This is a genomic window from Mycobacterium sp. SMC-14, from assembly GCF_046250075.1.
Taxonomy (GTDB): Bacteria; Actinomycetota; Actinomycetes; order Mycobacteriales; family Mycobacteriaceae; genus Mycobacterium.
Genome location: NZ_CP176429.1, coordinates 1,421,140 through 1,435,000, shown reverse-complemented (window position 1 = coordinate 1,435,000; position 13,861 = coordinate 1,421,140). Strand labels below are relative to the sequence as shown.

General features: G+C 62.6%; 8 protein-coding genes and 3 rRNA genes. 1 reads left to right on the top strand and 10 read right to left on the bottom strand.

Annotated elements, in window-relative coordinates; all coding sequences use genetic code 11:
- Positions 1–42: 42 nt before the first annotated feature.
- The 4 genes from rrf to murA all read right to left on the bottom strand — a co-directional run bounded on the left by rrf (position 43) and on the right by murA (position 6,845).
- Positions 43–155, bottom strand: a 5S ribosomal RNA gene (rrf, locus tag ACKY0W_RS06855).
- Between the two features lie 149 nt (positions 156–304).
- A 23S ribosomal RNA gene (locus tag ACKY0W_RS06850) occupies positions 305–3,423 on the bottom strand.
- A 357-nt stretch (positions 3,424–3,780) separates the two neighbouring features.
- A 16S ribosomal RNA gene (locus ACKY0W_RS06845) occupies positions 3,781–5,315 on the bottom strand.
- Together the 16S, 23S and 5S rRNA genes form the textbook arrangement of a ribosomal RNA operon.
- Before the next feature lie 276 nt (positions 5,316–5,591).
- Positions 5,592–6,845: a UDP-N-acetylglucosamine 1-carboxyvinyltransferase gene (murA, locus tag ACKY0W_RS06840; RefSeq protein ID WP_409436929.1), complete on the bottom strand. Its 1,254-nt coding sequence runs from the start codon at positions 6,843–6,845 to the stop codon at positions 5,592–5,594.
- A gap of 99 nt (positions 6,846–6,944) precedes the next feature.
- Between murA and ACKY0W_RS06835 the strand changes: the two genes are divergently transcribed.
- Positions 6,945–7,535: a cob(I)yrinic acid a,c-diamide adenosyltransferase gene (locus ACKY0W_RS06835; RefSeq protein ID WP_406760003.1), complete on the top strand. Its 591-nt coding sequence runs from the start codon at positions 6,945–6,947 to the stop codon at positions 7,533–7,535.
- 24 nt (positions 7,536–7,559) lie between these two features.
- On the opposite strand, the gene ACKY0W_RS06830 is transcribed toward ACKY0W_RS06835, so the two are convergent.
- The 6 genes from ACKY0W_RS06830 to ACKY0W_RS06805 form a co-directional block, all read right to left on the bottom strand.
- Positions 7,560–8,003: a DUF2550 domain-containing protein gene (locus ACKY0W_RS06830; protein WP_409436928.1), complete on the bottom strand. Its 444-nt coding sequence runs from the start codon at positions 8,001–8,003 to the stop codon at positions 7,560–7,562.
- Between the two features lie 14 nt (positions 8,004–8,017).
- Positions 8,018–8,383, bottom strand: coding sequence for a F0F1 ATP synthase subunit epsilon (locus ACKY0W_RS06825; RefSeq protein ID WP_409436927.1), 366 nt, complete (start codon positions 8,381–8,383; stop codon positions 8,018–8,020).
- A 34-nt stretch (positions 8,384–8,417) separates the two neighbouring features.
- Complete coding sequence (gene atpD, locus ACKY0W_RS06820) at positions 8,418–9,848, bottom strand: F0F1 ATP synthase subunit beta (RefSeq protein WP_406760000.1); 1,431 nt, start codon at positions 9,846–9,848, stop codon at positions 8,418–8,420.
- Positions 9,849–9,872: 24 nt separating this feature from the next.
- A complete protein-coding gene (locus ACKY0W_RS06815) occupies positions 9,873–10,796 on the bottom strand; it encodes a F0F1 ATP synthase subunit gamma (protein WP_409436926.1) in 924 nt (307 codons plus the stop codon).
- Between the two features lie 7 nt (positions 10,797–10,803).
- Complete coding sequence (atpA, locus tag ACKY0W_RS06810; protein ID WP_409436925.1) at positions 10,804–12,453, bottom strand: F0F1 ATP synthase subunit alpha; 1,650 nt, start codon at positions 12,451–12,453, stop codon at positions 10,804–10,806.
- 69 nt (positions 12,454–12,522) lie between these two features.
- The gene (locus ACKY0W_RS06805; RefSeq protein ID WP_409436924.1) at positions 12,523–13,860 is read right to left on the bottom strand and encodes a F0F1 ATP synthase subunit B/delta; all 1,338 of its coding nucleotides are present in this window, start codon (positions 13,858–13,860) and stop codon (positions 12,523–12,525) included.
- Position 13,861 lies beyond the last annotated feature (1 nt).

Genomic DNA, 13,861 nt, shown 5'->3' with positions numbered 1-13,861 from the left:
TGTGCCCCCCAATTTCTTGGGGGGCACAGGTCTTAATGTTGTGTTCGGCGGTGTCCTACTTTTCCACCCGTGTGGGCAGTATCATCGGCGCTGACAGGCTTAGCTTCCGGGTTCGGGATGGGACCGGGCGTTTCCCTGTCGCTATTTCCGCCGTAACTCTATTTTCTTTTTCCTTGCGGGGGGTGGACCTGTCCCCTTGTGTTGGGGGTTCCACCGGTGTCACCACGTTTGTGTTTGGTGGTGGGGTGTGGGTCTTTAAGTATTTTGTGGTGTGGTTGCGGGCAACACATGATTTGTTTCTTTGTGTTGTAAGTTTTCGGCCGGTTAGTGCCAGTTCCCTGCACACCTTGCGGTGCTTCTAGGTCTGGTCTATCGATCCCGTGGTCTGCGGGGGGCCTTATCCCTCTAAAAGGGTGAGAATCCTGGTCTTGGAGTAGGTTTCCCGCTTAGATGCTTTCAGCGGTTATCCTGTCCGAACGTAGCCATCCAGCCGTGCTCCTGGTGGAACAACTGGTATACCAGAGGTTCGTCCGTCCCGGTCCTCTCGTACTAGGGACAGGTTTCCTCAAGATTCTGACGCGCGCGGCGGATAGAGACCGAACTGTCTCACGACGTTCTAAACCCAGCTCGCGTGCCGCTTTAATGGGCGAACAGCCCAACCCTTGGGACCTGCTCCAGCCCCAGGATGCGACGAGCCGACATCGAGGTGCCAAACCATCCCGTCGATATGGACTCTTGGGGAAGATCAGCCTGTTATCCCCGGGGTACCTTTTATCCGTTGAGCGACACCCCTTCCACTCGGGGGTGCCGGATCACTAGTCCCGACTTTCGTCCCTGTTTGACGTGTCAGTCTTACAGTCAAGCTCCCTTGTGCACTTACACTCAACACCTGATTGCCGTCCAGGTTGAGGGAACCTTTGGGCGCCTCCGTTACATTTTAGGAGGCAACCGCCCCAGTTAAACTACCCACCAGGCACTGTCCCTGAACCAGCTTCATGGTTCGAAGTTAGAGGTCCAATACGATCAGAGTGGTATTTCAACAACGACTCCACCCACACTGGCGTGCGAGTTTCACAGTCTCCCACCTATCCTACACAAACCGCATCGAACATCAATACCAAGCTATAGTGAAGGTCCCGGGGTCTTTTCGTCCTGCCGCGCGTAACGAGCATCTTTACTCGTAATGCAATTTCGCCGAGTCTATGGTTGAGACAGTTGAGAAGTCGTTACGCCATTCGTGCAGGTCGGAACTTACCCGACAAGGAATTTCGCTACCTTAGGATGGTTATAGTTACCACCGCCGTTTACTGGGGCTTAAATTCTCAGCTTCACCCCGAAGGGTTAACCGGTCCTCTTAACCTTCCAGCACCGGGCAGGCGTCAGTCCGTATACATCGTCTTGCGACTTCGCACGGACCTGTGTTTTTAGTAAACAGTCGCTTCTCACTGGTTTCTGCGACCCCCTCCCGCTGCCGGCCGCGAAGGCCATGACGGTATGAGGGTCCCCCTTCTCCCGAAGTTACGGGGGTATTTTGCCGAGTTCCTTAACCATAGTTCACTCGTACGCCTTGGTATTCTCTACCTGACCACCTGTGTTGGTTTGGGGTACGGGCCGTGTATGTGCTCGCTAGAGGCTTTTCTTGGCAGCATAGGATCACCGAATTCGCCGCAAACGGCTATGCATCACCTCTCGGAATATATGCCAGACGGATTTGCCTATCTGACTTCCTACGGGCTTGCCCCAGTATTACCACTGACTGGTACGGCTACCTTCCTGCGTCACCCCATCGCTTGACTACTACCCACCCGGGTCCCACGCAGCCGGTCATCGTCGCACCCCGAAGGGATTAATCGACCACCATTTGGGTGGTTAGCAGAATGGATTCATCAGGGACGCCCACACACGGGTACGGGAATATCAACCCGTTGTCCATCGACTACGCCTGTCGGCCTCGCCTTAGGTCCCGACTCACCCTGGGAGGACTGGCCTGGCCCAGGAACCCTTGGTCTTTCGGCGGGCAAGGTTCTCACTTGCCTCATCGCTACTCATGCCTGCATTCTCACTCCCACACCCTCCACCACTAGATCACTCTGTGGCTTCACCGGATGCAGGACGCTCCCCTACCCAATACTTACGTATTGCCGCGGCTTCGGCGGTGTGCTTGAGCCCCGCTACATTATCGGCGCACAATCACTTGACCAGTGAGCTATTACGCACTCTTTCAAGGGTGGCTGCTTCTAAGCCAACCTCCTGGTTGTCTAAGCGACTGCACATCCTTTTCCACTTAGCACACGCTTTGGGGCCTTAGCCGGCGATCTGGGCTGTTTCCCTCTCGACGCACGGAGCTTATCCCCCGCCGTCTCACTGCCACGCTTACACTCACCGGCATTCGGAGTTTGGCTGACGTCAGTAACCTAGTAGGGCCCATCGGCCATCCAGTAGCTCTACCTCCGGTGAGAAACACGCAACGCTGCACCTAAATGCATTTCGGGGAGAACCAGCTATCACGGAGTTTGATTGGCCTTTCACCCCTACCCACAACTCATCCCCTCAGTCTTCAACCTAAGTGGGTTCGGGCCTCCACGCGGTCTTACCCGCGCTTCACCCTGGCCATGGGTAGATCACTCCGCTTCGGGTCCACAACACGCCACTACACCAACCCCAACGGATTGGATACGCCCTATTCAGACTCGCTTTCGCTGCGGCTACCCCACACGGGTTAACCTCGCGACGTGCCGGTGACTCGCAGGCTCATTCTTCAAAAGGCACGCCATCACCCCACCAAAAGGAGGGCTCTGACGGATTGTAGGCACATGGTTTCAGGTACTATTTCACTCCCCTCCCGGGGTACTTTTCACCATTCCCTCACGGTACTAATCCGCTATCGGTCATCGAGTAGTATTCAGGCTTACCGGGTGGTCCCGGCAGATTCACAGCAGATTCCACGGGCCCGCTGCTACTCGGGAAACATCACAAGACAGGTATCGGGTTTTCACGTACCGGGCTCTCACCGTCTACGGCAGGCCATCCCAAGCCACTTCCGCTAACCACAACACTTTTTCACTGTCCTCCAGGCGAGTAGACCCAGACATGACACTCCCACAACCCCGCACACACAATCCCTACCCGGTATCACATGCATACGGTTTAGCCATCCTCCGCTTTCGCTCGCCACTACTCACGGAATCACATTTTGTTTTCTCTTCCTACGGGTACTGAGATGTTTCACTTCCCCGCGTTACCTCCCCACCGGCTATACATTCACCGGAGGGTGACACGACATCACTCGTGCCGGGTTTCCCCATTCGGACATCCTCGGATCCACGCTAGGTTGGCAGCTCCCCGAGGCATATCGCAGCCTCCTACGTCCTTCATCGGCTCTCGATGCCAAGGCATCCACCATGCGCCCTTAAACACTTACAAATCACAAAAACCAAGAAACAAAAATTGCAAAACAAACAAGACCAAAGCCTCGCTTGTTAGATGCTCGCAACCACTATCCACAAAACAAACACCACACCCCACCACCAAGATGGAGCGACAACACGCCCACCCCCACAAAAGGGAGCGAAAACCGGCCTGTTGCCTCAGGACCCAACAGTGTGCCCAGCCAAAACCGGCCACCAGAAGCACAAAGCCCCTGGCGGTTGGTGATCAAAGAAGTTGTTGTTCGAAAAAACAATCTGCACCACCGACAACCCACTACAGGCGCCGGCGAAAAATATCCCAACCGCACTACTCCCACATGGTGTGGGGACGGGGGAAAATGGTGCTCCTTAGAAAGGAGGTGATCCAGCCGCACCTTCCGGTACGGCTACCTTGTTACGACTTCGTCCCAATCGCCGATCCCACCTTCGACGGCTCCCTCCACAAGGGTTAGGCCACCGGCTTCGGGTGTTACCGACTTTCATGACGTGACGGGCGGTGTGTACAAGGCCCGGGAACGTATTCACCGCAGCGTTGCTGATCTGCGATTACTAGCGACTCCGACTTCATGGGGTCGAGTTGCAGACCCCAATCCGAACTGAGACCGGCTTTAAAGGATTCGCTAACCCTCACGGGATCGCAGCCCTTTGTACCGGCCATTGTAGCATGTGTGAAGCCCTGGACATAAGGGGCATGATGACTTGACGTCATCCCCACCTTCCTCCGAGTTGACCCCGGCAGTCTCTCACGAGTCCCCACCATAACGTGCTGGCAACATGAGACAAGGGTTGCGCTCGTTGCGGGACTTAACCCAACATCTCACGACACGAGCTGACGACAGCCATGCACCACCTGCACACAGGCCACAAGGGAACCGATATCTCTACCGGCGTCCTGTGCATGTCAAACCCAGGTAAGGTTCTTCGCGTTGCATCGAATTAATCCACATGCTCCGCCGCTTGTGCGGGCCCCCGTCAATTCCTTTGAGTTTTAGCCTTGCGGCCGTACTCCCCAGGCGGGGTACTTAATGCGTTAGCTACGGCACGGATCCCTAAAGGAAGGAAACCCACACCTAGTACCCACCGTTTACGGCGTGGACTACCAGGGTATCTAATCCTGTTCGCTCCCCACGCTTTCGCTCCTCAGCGTCAGTTACTGCCCAGAGACCCGCCTTCGCCACCGGTGTTCCTCCTGATATCTGCGCATTCCACCGCTACACCAGGAATTCCAGTCTCCCCTACAGTACTCCAGTCTGCCCGTATCGCCCGCACGCCCACAGTTAAGCTGTGAGTTTTCACGGACAACGTGACAAACCACCTACGAGCTCTTTACGCCCAGTAATTCCGGACAACGCTCGCACCCTACGTATTACCGCGGCTGCTGGCACGTAGTTGGCCGGTGCTTCTTCTGTACCTACCGTCACCCCAAGAAAAATCCCGGAGCTTCGCCGATACTGAAAGAGGTTTACAACCCGAAGGCCGTCATCCCCCACGCGGCGTCGCTGCATCAGGCTTGCGCCCATTGTGCAATATTCCCCACTGCTGCCTCCCGTAGGAGTCTGGGCCGTATCTCAGTCCCAGTGTGGCCGGACACCCTCTCAGGCCGGCTACCCGTCGTCGCCTTGGTAGGCCATTACCCCACCAACAAGCTGATAGGCCGCGGGCCCATCCCACACCGCAAAAGCTTTCCACCACACACCATGAAGCGCGTGGTCCTATTCGGTATTAGACCCAGTTTCCCAGGCTTATCCCAAAGTGCAGGGCAGATCACCCACGTGTTACTCACCCGTTCGCCACTCGAGTACCCCCGAAAGGGCCTTTCCGTTCGACTTGCATGTGTTAAGCACGCCGCCAGCGTTCGTCCTGAGCCAGGATCAAACTCTCCAAACAAAAACCATTTGGAAACAATCCCAAAACATCAGTCAAAAACTGACATCAAAAAAATGCCACACCCCCAACACGGGGCGCCAAAGGCATGGCAAAAACAACAACAAACAAAAACCACCAAACACACTATTGAGTTCTCAAACAACACGCCGCCTGGCTTCAGGCAACCCCGCTACTATACTCCGTACTTGGAGCTGAGTCAACTCCGAGTTTTTCGGGGCTTCCGGAAGGACTTCCAGACTGTCGGTAGTTCCGCGGTCCGCGTCCCTCCGGCTCGACCTATATTACACGTTCTATCTCAGCGCCCAAATCGCCTAGATATTCCACGAACAACGGGTAGCCGCGATCGATGTGAAAGACGTCGTGGACCTCGGTCTCACCATCTGCGACCAGGCCCGCAAGGACCAGTCCGGCGCCGGCACGGATGTCGGAGGCCCAAACCGGAGCACTGGAGAGCTGCGGCAGCCCACGCACCACCGCATGGTGACCGTCGGTGCGGGCATCGGCCCCCAACCGGATCATCTCCTCGACGAACCGGAATCTGGCTTCGAAGACGTTCTCGGTGATCATCGACGTACCGTCCGCGATCGCCGCGAGGCCGATCGCCATCGGCTGCAGGTCCGTCGGGAATCCGGGAAATGGCAAGGTCGCCACGTTCACGGCCTTGGGCCGCTCGTATTGCACCACCCGGAACCCGTTGTCGGACTGGGTGACGGTCGCCCCCGCATCGTGCAACTTGTGCAGTACGAGCTGCAGGTGCGCCGGGTCCACGCCCGTGACCGCGATGTCGCCGCGGGTCATCACCGCGGCGATTGCCCAGGTCGCGGCCACGATCCGGTCGCCGATCACTTCATGTTCGGTGGGATGCAGACGCGGTACCCCGGTGATCTTCAACGTCGGGGAGCCCGCACCTTCGATCTGCGCGCCCATCTGGTTGAGCATCGTGCACAGATCAGCGACGTCGGGTTCACGCGCCGCGTTGTGGATGGTCGTGACGCCCTCGGCCAGGACCGCGGCCATCAAGATGTTCTCGGTGGCGCCGACCGACGGAAACTCCAACTGAATCTCGGCGCCGCGCAGCTTCTCGGCGTGCGCGACCACGCAACCATGCTCGATATTGCAGGTGGCGCCCAGCTGACGTAGGCCGGCCTGGTGCATGTCGAGCGGGCGCGACCCGATCGCGTCGCCGCCCGGTAGCGCGACCTTCGCCTGCAGACAGCGGCCCACCAAGGGGCCGAGCACACACACCGAAGCCCGGAACTGCCGCACCGCGGCGAAGTCCGCGTCGTACTTGGGTTCGTCCGGCGAGGTGATGCGCACCGTGGTGCCGTCGAGCTCGACGTTGGCACCCAGGCCGCGCAGCACCTCAGCCATCAACGGCACGTCCAGAATGTCCGGGCAGTTGGTGATGGTGCTGGTGCCCTCCGCCAACAAGGCCGCCGCCATCAGCTTCAGGACGCTGTTCTTAGCGCCACCGACGGCGACCTCACCGGACAATCGGTTACCGCCGGTAACCACGAAACGCTCACCCACTCGCGTCAGTGTAGTGACGACGCGAGCGCCATCCCGACCAATCCGGGCTCCTGCCGAACCGGGGATTGCAGTGGTTCCCTCCCCCGGTACGGTTTGACTATGGCGGTGCACATCACTCGCGTTTACACCCGTACCGGCGACGACGGGACGACAGGCCTCAGCGATTTCTCTCGCGTGCCCAAGACCGATCCGAGGCTGGTGGCCTATGCCGATGTCGAGGAGGCCAACGCGGCGATCGGTGTCGCGATCGCGCTTGGCGACCCCGCCGAGACGGTGAGCGCCACGCTGCTGCACATCCAGAACGACCTGTTCGACGCGGGCGCAGACTTGGCCACACCGGTCGCCGAGAATCCGAAGTACCCGCCGCTGCGGATCACCGCCGACTACGTCGACCGGGTAGAGGCCTGGTGTGACGAATACAACGAACAGCTGCCCCCGCTCAACTCGTTCATCCTGCCGGGTGGCTCACCACTGTCGGCATTGCTGCACGTGGCCCGAACCGCGGTGCGCCGGGCCGAGCGCTCGGCCTGGGCTGCCCTCGACGCCTATCCGGACGGGGTGTCGGTGCTGCCGGCGAAGTACCTGAATCGCTTGTCGGACTTGATGTTTGTGCTGTGCCGCGTGGCCAACGCCGACGGCGACGTGCTCTGGAAGCCCGGCGGCGAACGCACCGACGGTCCCGAAAAGTAGTACGCGCCAACGGCGTCGGATCGCTCAGTAGCTCTGGCGCCGGGCCCGGGGCGACGGGCGTGCCTCCAGCCAGGACAGGAACGCGGTCCGCGCGCCGCGGTCCAGCGCTATCTCGAAGCCGGCGCGGTGGTCCTGACTGACGTCGCAGAGTTCCAGCACCACGATCTCGTCAGTCATGATGTCGAATTCGTCGCCCCGGGGCGCGCGGCGCGCCACCACGTCCACGCCACGTCGGCTCAGCCGACGATCCGGCCACAACCGCACGCTGGAAAGACGGTAGAAGGCGGCTTCACCGCCCCGATAGCGGACGACGCCGTGACGCCAGCCATGGCCGCCGACCGCCGGAAGGTCCCGCATGATCGCCGCGGTGCCGCCCTGGCGCAGCTTCCACAGCCGATAGCTCAGCGCGACAACGGCGCTGAGGAGAACAACGACAAGCACGACCATGCCGATCATGGGCGTGCTCATCGTCTTCAGACCTACTAGTCGATCACACCCAGGGCGCGCAGCCTGGCCCGTCCCTGTGCGGCCATCTTCGGGTCGCCGGACTGGGCCTCGTGCCGCGCGGTCGCTTCGTCGATCTCTGCGGCGAAGTCGACCGCCTCGGCCAGGATGCTGACGCCCTCGTCGGTCACCGACAGGAAACCGCCGTGCACGGCAAGCCGCAGCTCACCCTCCTCGACGCGGTCCACCCGCACCATGGCGTCATCGACGAGCTCGGCGACCACCGGGATGTGCCCCGGCAAGATGCCGATCTCACCAACGGTGGTCCGGGTGAAGATGAACGTGGCCTTGCCCGACCACACCTTGCGATCGACCGCGACGATGTCGACGTCAAGCTCTGCCATTACCCACCGCCTTTCGTCATCACAGGATTCCGGGTCACAGCTTGGCGCCCAGGCTCTCGGCCTTCTTGGCCAGGTCGTCGAGGCCACCGATCAGGAAGAACGCCTGCTCGGGCAGGTGGTCGAAGTCACCCTTGGTCAGGCGGTCGAAGGCCTCGATGGTCTCCTTCAGCGGCACCGTCGAGCCGGGCTGGCCGGTGAACTGCTCGGCAGCCATCATGTTCTGGCTCAGGAACCGCTCGATACGCCGTGCCCGGCCGACCAGCTGCTTGTCCTCTTCGGAGAGCTCGTCGATACCGAGGATGGCGATGATGTCCTGCAGGTCCTTGTAACGCTGCAGGACCCGGATGACCTCCTGGGCGACACGGTAGTGGTCTTCACCGACGATGGCCGGGTCCAGAATGGTCGAGCTGGAGGCCAGCGGGTCCACGGCCGGGAAGATGCCCTTGGAGAACACCGCACGGGACAGCTCGGTGGTGGCGTCCAGGTGCGCGAACGTGGTCGCCGGCGCCGGGTCGGTGTAGTCGTCGGCGGGCACGTACACGGCCTGCATCGAGGTGATGGACCGACCGCGGGTCGAGGTGATCCGCTCCTGCAGCTCACCCATCTCGTCGGCCAGCGTGGGCTGGTAACCCACGGCCGAAGGCATACGGCCCAGCAGGGTCGAAACCTCGGAGCCGGCCTGGGTGAACCGGAAGATGTTGTCGATGAACAGCAGCACGTCCTGGCCCGCCTCGTCGCGGAACCACTCGGCCATGGTCAGGGCCGACAGGGCCACCCGCATACGCGTGCCCGGCGGCTCGTCCATCTGGCCGAACACCAAGGCGGTGTCCTTGAGCACGTTGGCGTCCTCGAGCTCGACCCACAGGTCGTTGCCCTCACGGGTGCGCTCCCCCACGCCGGCGAACACCGAGGTGCCACCGAAGTTGCGGGCGATACGGTTGATCATCTCCTGGATCAGCACGGTCTTGCCCACGCCGGCACCACCGAACAGAGCGATCTTGCCGCCACGCACGTACGGGGTGAGCAGGTCCACGACCTTCAGACCGGTCTCGAGCATCTCGGTGCGCGGTTCCAGCTCGTTGAAGGCCGGGGGCTTCCGGTGGATGCCCCAGTGCTCGAAGTCCTCGCCGTAACCCGGCTTGTCGAGGCAGTGGCCCAGCGCGTTGAACACGTGGCCCTTGACCTCGTGCCCCACCGGCACCGAGATCGCGGCACCGGTGTCGGTGACCGCGGTGCCACGCACCAGGCCGTCGGTGGGCTGCATCGAAATGGTGCGGACCAGGTTGTCACCCAAGTGCTGGGCGACCTCGAGGGTCAGCGTCTTGGCCAGCTCCGAGAAGGAGATCTCCGCGTGCAGAGCGTTGAACAGCTCGGGCACCGCGCCCCGGGGGAACTCGACGTCGACGACGGGGCCGGTTACGCGCACCACGCGGCCGGCGGTTGTCTTGTCAGCGGTAACAGTCATTATCTTCTTCGCTTCCTTGGGGACTTACCGGGCGGCGTCGGCGAGGGCATTCGCACCGCCAACGATTTCGCTGATTTCCTGGGTGATCTGAGCCTGGCGCTCGCGGTTGGCCTCAAGGGTCAACGCTTTGATCAAGTCGTCGGCGTTGTCGGTCGCCGACTTCATCGCGCGCTGGCGCGAAGCCAGCTCCGAGGCCGCCGAGTCGAGCAGCGCGGCATACACGCGGGTGGTCAGATACCGCGGCAGCAGCGAGTCGAACAGCGTCGTGGCGTCCGGCTCGAAGGAGTACAGGGTCTTCGGCCCGGTCTCCTCACCCACGTATTCCACCAGCATCGGGGCGATCCGACGCGCCTCGGCCGACTGCGACAGCATCGAGCGGAAGTCGGTCGACACGATGTGCAGTTCGTCGACGCCCAGGACCCCGTCGGTGCCCGGGTGGTCGCCGTCGTCGTCGACGCCGGCCAGGAATGCCTCGACCAGAGTGGAGGCGATCGTGGCGGCGTTCTCGTACGTCGGCTGCTCGGAGAATCCGGTCCAGGAGTCGGTGACCGCCCAGTTCCGGAACGAGTAGTAGGCCAGTGCCTTGCGGCCGACCACGTAGAGCACCGGGTCCTTGCCCTCCGAGCGCAGCAGAGAGAACAGTTCCTCTGCCCGGCGGAAGACGTTGGCGTTGTAGCCGCCACACAGACCACGGTCGGACGACACCACCAGAACACCCGCCCGCTTGGGCTCGCTGCGCTCGACCAGCAACGGGTGGTCCAGGGCCGCCTCGGCGGCCAGAGTGGTGAGCAACCGGGTGATCTCGTCGGCGTACGGCCGTGCCGTTTCCAGCCGAGTCTGCGCCCGGCCGATACGCGAGGTGGCGATCAGCTCCTGGGCCTTGGTGATCTTCTTGATCGACCCGGCTGAGCGGATTCGCCCGCGTAGTTCGCGAAGTGTGGCTGCCATAGCGGCGTTACTTCTTCTTCGCCGGCGCGGCCTTGTGGACCTGCACCGCTTCCTTGCCGAGCTTGTCCTCGTCGAGCGCGTCGACGTGCTCGTCGGGGACCACCGAGCTGCCGTCCGAAGCGGCGAAGCCCTTCTTGAACTGGTTGATCACGGCAACCAGCTTCTCGTTGGCCTCATCCGACAGCTTCTTGGACTCACGGATCCCGGTCAGGATGTCGTTCTCCGCGGCCCGGATGTGGTCCAGCAGCTCCGATTCGAAGCGGCCCACGTCCTCAACCGGCACCGAGTCCAGGTGGCCTTCGGTACCCAGGAAGATCGAGACCACCTGCTCCTCGACGGGCAGCGGTGCGTACTGGGGCTGCTTGAGCAGCTCCACCAGGCGTGCGCCACGCTCCAGCTGCGCCTTGCTGGTGGCGTCCAGGTCGGAGGCGAAAGCTGCGAAGGCCTCCAGCTCGCGATACTGGGACAGGTCCAGACGCAGCGAGCCGGCCACCTCCTTCATCGCCTTGATCTGGGCGGCGCCACCGACGCGGGACACCGACACACCGACGTTGATGGCCGGGCGAACACCCTGGTTGAACAGGTCGCTCTCCAGGAAGCACTGGCCGTCGGTGATCGAGATGACGTTGGTCGGGATGTAGGCCGAGATGTCGTTGGCCTTGGTCTCGATGATCGGCAGACCGGTCAGCGAACCACCGCCCAGCTCATCGGAGAGCTTCGCGCAACGCTCCAGCAGACGCGAGTGCAGGTAGAACACGTCGCCCGGGTAGGCCTCGCGGCCCGGCGGGCGGCGCAGCAGCAGCGAGATGGCGCGGTAGGCCTCGGCCTGCTTGGTCAGGTCGTCGAACACGATCAGCACGTGCTTGCCCGAGTACATCCAGTGCTGGGCGATCGCCGAGCCGGTGTAGGGGGCCAGCCACTTGAAGCCGGCGGAGTCCGAGGCGGGCGCGGCGACGATCGTGGTGTAGTCCATGGCGCCGCCCTCTTCCAGCGCGCGACGCACGCTGGCGATGGTGGTGCCCTTCTGGCCGATCGCGACGTAGACGCAGCGAACCTGCTGGTTCGGGTCGCCGGTCTCCCAGTTCTTGCGCTGGTTGAGGATGGTGTCCACACAGAGTGCGGTCTTGCCGGTCTTGCGGTCGCCGATGACGAGCTGACGCTGGCCGCGGCCGATCGGCGTCATGGCGTCGACGGCCTTGATGCCGGTCTGCAGCGGCTCGGACACGCTCTGACGCTGAACCACCGAGGGGGCCTGCATCTCGAGCGGACGGCGGGTCTCGGCTTCGATCTCGCCCCGCGCGTCGATGGGCTGTCCCAGCGGGTTGACGACGCGACCGAGGAAGCCGTCGCCGACCGGCACCGAGAGCACCTCACCGGTGCGCTTGACCTGCTGGCCCTCTTCGATGTTCTCGAAGTTGCCCAGGATGACCGCACCGACGTTGTGCTCGTCGAGGTTCAGGGCCACGCCCAGCACCCCGCCGGGGAACTCGAGGAGCTCCTGGGTCATCACCGAAGGAAGGCCCTCGACGTGTGCGATGCCGTCGCCGGCGTCGATGACGGTGCCGACCTCCTCGCGCGCGGTGTCGGCGCTGAAGGAGCTCACGTACTCCTCGATCGCCCCCTGAATGTCGTCAGAGGAGATTGTCAACTCTGCCATGGCTTTTCGTCTTCCTGCCTTCGAATGGGTTTTGGGCTCTGAGGCCGGTTAGGCCCTGGTCGGTCTTGATCAGTCGGGCAATTGCGTCTTGGCCGCGGCGAGACGCGACGACAGCGTGCCGTCGATCACCTCATCGCCGACCGAGATCGTCAGCCCGCCCAGCAGTGCCGGGTCGACGCCGACCTGCACGCGGACCGGGTGGCTGTAGATCCGGCTCAGGACGGTGTTCAGCCGGGTGCGCTGGGCATCGCTGAGCTCGGCGGCCGCACCGACGTGCGCCACCAGCTCGCCGCGACGTGCCACTGCTATCTGAGCAAGCTCGGTGATCGCCTGATGTGCGGACTGGCCACGCAGCAGCCGTACGGTCTGCTCGAGCAGCGCCACCGTGATCGGGTTGGCACCACTGCCACCGCCGATGACATTGCTCAGCAACCCGACCCGGCCAGCGGCCGGGGTCGCGGTGTCCCCGAGCAGGATGTCCAGACGGGGCTGGGCGTCGAGCACGCGGGAGAACCGGAACAGCTGGTCCTCCACCTCGTCGACGGTGCCCGCACTCTCTGCCGACAGCAGCAGTGCCTGCCGGGCGACGTGCTCGACGGCGGTGACCAGGTCCTCGCCATTGGACCACCGGGCCGAAGCGGCGTCGGTCACCAGCGTCAGTGCGCCGGCACCGATCTTGTCGGCGAACAGCCGCTGCACCAGACGCACCTTCGGCGCGGCGTCGTCGGTCGGCACGGTCAGATGCCGGGTGATCACGCTCTCGCGCTCCAGCAGTTCGGCGACCGCGGTCAGGTCACCGGCCAGCGCGGCCAAGCCCTGCTGGTCAAGGCCGCCGGCCACTTCGCTGAACTTGTCCAGCACGCCGGCCAACGCCTGGCGGCTCGCCGAACGCATCCGCACCAGGATCGGTGATTCGACCTCAACGGACTTCGGCGCCATGGCGTCGAGCTCGTCGAGGAACCGGTCCACCGTGGCCGACTGCCGCTGCGGATCGGCGACGTGCGCGCGAACCAGTTCGCCCGCCCGCTGCACCGCTTCGGCACCCAAGCCGGACCGCAGCTCACGGATGAGTTGCGCCCGCATCAGACCGACCTGCTGCCCGCCGGTGGCCTTCACGCGCTCAGCGTCGGCACCGGCCTGGCTACGCAGTTGCTCGGCGATCCGCTCGGCGTCCGAGCGGGCCTCCGCGGTCACCCGCTGCGCCTCGGCGGTGGCGTTTGCCAGTGCCGTGGAGTGCGCCTGACCGGCTTCGGTCAGACGAGCGGCGGCGGCTGCCGCCTCCTCCAGCTGCTTGCGCACCGACTCCTGCTGGTCGGCCATCAGCTTGCGTACCGGTGGCACGACGAACTTGACCAGCAGCCACACGATGATGGCAAAGCCGACCAGCTGCCCGATGAAAATCGACATC

What these genes read in the sequence shown, in the direction of transcription:
- atpA (WP_409436925.1), bottom strand. Translation starts at nt 12,453, where the DNA reads ATGGCAGAGTTGACAATCTCCTCTGACGACATTCAGGGGGCGATCGAG.
- ACKY0W_RS06805 (WP_409436924.1), bottom strand. Translation starts at nt 13,860, where the DNA reads ATGTCGATTTTCATCGGGCAGCTGGTCGGCTTTGCCATCATCGTGTGG.
- ACKY0W_RS06815 (WP_409436926.1), bottom strand. Translation starts at nt 10,796, where the DNA reads ATGGCAGCCACACTTCGCGAACTACGCGGGCGAATCCGCTCAGCCGGG.
- ACKY0W_RS06825 (WP_409436927.1), bottom strand. Translation starts at nt 8,383, where the DNA reads ATGGCAGAGCTTGACGTCGACATCGTCGCGGTCGATCGCAAGGTGTGG.
- ACKY0W_RS06835 (WP_406760003.1), top strand. Translation starts at nt 6,945, where the DNA reads ATGGCGGTGCACATCACTCGCGTTTACACCCGTACCGGCGACGACGGG.
- atpD (WP_406760000.1), bottom strand. Translation starts at nt 9,848, where the DNA reads ATGACTGTTACCGCTGACAAGACAACCGCCGGCCGCGTGGTGCGCGTA.
- ACKY0W_RS06830 (WP_409436928.1), bottom strand. Translation starts at nt 8,003, where the DNA reads ATGAGCACGCCCATGATCGGCATGGTCGTGCTTGTCGTTGTTCTCCTC.